Origin of the sequence: Methanospirillum sp., from assembly GCF_035560735.1 — an archaeon.
Taxonomy (GTDB): Archaea; Halobacteriota; Methanomicrobia; order Methanomicrobiales; family Methanospirillaceae; genus Methanospirillum.
Genome location: NZ_DATMYY010000153.1, coordinates 1 through 2,555, shown reverse-complemented (window position 1 = coordinate 2,555; position 2,555 = coordinate 1). Strand labels below are relative to the sequence as shown.

The window sequence follows — 2,555 nt, the reverse complement described above, 5'->3', positions numbered from 1 at the left end:
AATTAATACTGAGTTAGTTCACTATTGTGACGCCTACGGATGAATCAATATGTCTGCATTAAAACGGTTATCCTTCCTTGACACATATCTGACCCTCTGGATATTTCTGGCAATGATTATCGGAATTGCGATTGGGTACTTCGCACCGGCAGCTACAGCCTTCATTACCAGCCTCTCGGTTGGGACGACGTCGATCCCCATCGCAATCGGCCTGATACTCATGATGTATCCTCCTCTTGCAAAGGTCAGGTACGAAGAACTCCATCTGGTATTCAAAGACAGAAAAGTTCTTGGACTTTCGCTTGTTCAGAACTGGTTCATCGGCCCGATTCTGATGTTTCTTCTGGCAATACTTTTCCTCCGTGATCAACCCCTCCTCATGTACGGTCTCATCCTCGTCGGGATAGCCCGGTGCATTGCGATGGTTATTGTATGGAATGACCTTGCCGGAGGAGACTGTGAATATTGTGCCGCCATCGTAGGATTGAACTCAACCTTTCAGGTCCTGTTCTTCTCCCTGTATGCATGGATATTCATCACCGTACTTCCCCCGATCTTTGGGATCACAGGCACATCTGTATCGATCACTATGGTTGAGATAGCCATCAGCGTGTTCATCTATCTCGGTATTCCGTTTCTTGCCGGACTATTCAGCAGGATTATCCTCATAAAAAAGAAAGGAAAAACCTGGTATGAGACTGTCTTCATCCCAAGAATATCCCCTATCACCCTTATCGCTCTGCTCTTTACGATCATCGTCATGTTCTCCCTGAAAGGAGAGTACATCATAACCGTCCCATTCGATGTCATCAGGGTGGCAATCCCTCTGGTTTGCTACTTCCTGATCATGTTCATGGCTACCTTCTGGATGAGCTGGAAAGCAGGCGTCGATTACCAGAAATCCGCAACCCTTTCATTTACTGCAGCTTCTAACAACTTCGAACTTGCAATTGCAGTTGCCATCGCTGTGTTTGGGATCGCATCACCGGTCGCCTTTGCAACAGTCATCGGCCCCCTGGTAGAAGTCCCGGTGCTTATCAGCCTGGTAAACGTTGCTCTCTATCTGAAAGGAAAGTGGTACGGGAATGAGTCCGGAGGAGCATGTACCCTCTCCTGATTTTATGAACTATTGAATGAATAGTTACTTGTGGACATACTTCGTTACTACTTTTTCTGCAACCTGCCTGGCATATGCACTGAATGTCTCATCTGATACCTCATCGATCCCGAACGGAAGCGATTCTTCATAGAGCGTATCAGCCAGGATAACCTCCGGATTCAGATCAGGAAGCACTCCCTGCATCATCCGGGAGGCACACGATACAAAGCAGCCCTCGATAGCAAGACACCTCTCTGCCCGCCTGACCAGGTTTCTCTGTCCGGTATTCTTCGTGAACGCACCGCCGAGGCAGATCCGAACCGTCTCCTCTTTTGCCAGTGAATGAGCAACAAGATTTGCTGCCCGCCGGGATACTTCTCCTCGTGCACAGGCACCTTCGCAGGAGAGAATAGCAATCTTCGGTGGAGAGGTACTGTTCTTTTCCGAGTACTCTTCGCACAGCCCGCAGGCACCTTCTATCTTTCTAATCTGAATGGTTTCATACTCCATTGGTTTCACCACTATGATATCATCCAGAATATGGGAAAAGGGATGATCTGTACTTCATTTTTTTATGAAATACAGGGAAATGATTACATATGCCAGATCACGGGAATATCCAGGTTCCCCTTCAGGATGTGAGATCATGGTGAGTACCCGGTGTTGTCCCGCAGACTGTGCCCTCCGGGAAGACTGGGAGGAGGAACTGAACCAGGTGAAATCAGCACTGGAGGAAGAAACCGTACAGAAAATGGAGCAGATTCTCAAGGTTATCAGTCATCCCCTCAGGCTTAAGATCCTCCTGATGCTCAGTAATCGTGACCAATGTGTCTGCGAATTCATCTGGATCTTCAAAGAATCATCCACTCTCATCTCCAACCACCTGAAGATCCTCAAGGATGCTGGACTTATCGAGACCTATTACCGGTCAAATCACAAGATCTACAGGTTCAGGGAGGATGCAGACCGGACGATAATCACGTTCCTCCATCAACAGTGGAAGAAGAATACGAAACAGAAATAATTGGTGCTCCTATGAAACAAAAAGTTCTCTTTATCTGTACCCACAATTCTGCCCGCTCCCAGATGGCAGAAGGGTATCTCAATGCGAAGTATAGCGATAGATACGAAGGATTCAGTGCTGGAACGGAAGTAACACGGGTTCATCCCCTAGCTATTAGGGCTATGGAAGAGATTGGAATTGATATCAGCTATCACCGATCAAAGGCACTTATCGAGTTCTTTGACCTGGATATCGATCTCGTGGTGACTGTCTGTGATAGTGCCAATGCTGCCTGTCCGATGTTTCCCGGAGCAAAAAAGATGATTCATGTCAGTTTTCCGGACCCGTCATCTGCAACAGGGAGCGAAGAAGACCAGATGAAGCTCTTTAGACAGGTAAGGGATGAGATCATCATCTGGATTGATGCAAACCTCAAAAATTAATATTTATTAT

The 2,555-nt window shown here is 47.0% G+C and carries 4 protein-coding genes; 3 read left to right on the top strand and 1 reads right to left on the bottom strand.

From position 1 onward, the window contains the following. Positions 1–49: 49 nt before the first annotated feature. Positions 50–1,117, top strand: coding sequence for an ACR3 family arsenite efflux transporter (gene arsB, locus VN429_RS04575; RefSeq protein WP_325630283.1), 1,068 nt, complete (start codon positions 50–52; stop codon positions 1,115–1,117). Between the two features lie 24 nt (positions 1,118–1,141). Here arsB and VN429_RS04570 read toward each other — a convergent pair whose 3' ends face one another. Beyond that, the gene (locus VN429_RS04570) at positions 1,142–1,609 is read right to left on the bottom strand and encodes a putative zinc-binding protein (RefSeq protein ID WP_325630281.1); all 468 of its coding nucleotides are present in this window, start codon (positions 1,607–1,609) and stop codon (positions 1,142–1,144) included. A gap of 64 nt (positions 1,610–1,673) precedes the next feature. Between VN429_RS04570 and VN429_RS04565 the strand changes: the two genes are divergently transcribed. Both VN429_RS04565 and VN429_RS04560 read left to right on the top strand, forming a co-directional pair. Next, positions 1,674–2,123 (top strand): ArsR/SmtB family transcription factor, encoded by a 450-nt coding sequence (locus VN429_RS04565; protein WP_325630279.1) that lies wholly within the window; start codon positions 1,674–1,676, stop codon positions 2,121–2,123. A gap of 11 nt (positions 2,124–2,134) precedes the next feature. After that, positions 2,135–2,545 carry an arsenate reductase ArsC gene (locus VN429_RS04560; RefSeq protein ID WP_325630274.1) on the top strand — a complete coding sequence of 137 codons (411 nt, stop codon included), beginning with the start codon at positions 2,135–2,137 and terminating at the stop codon, positions 2,543–2,545. The last annotated feature ends 10 nt before the right edge of the window (positions 2,546–2,555 follow it).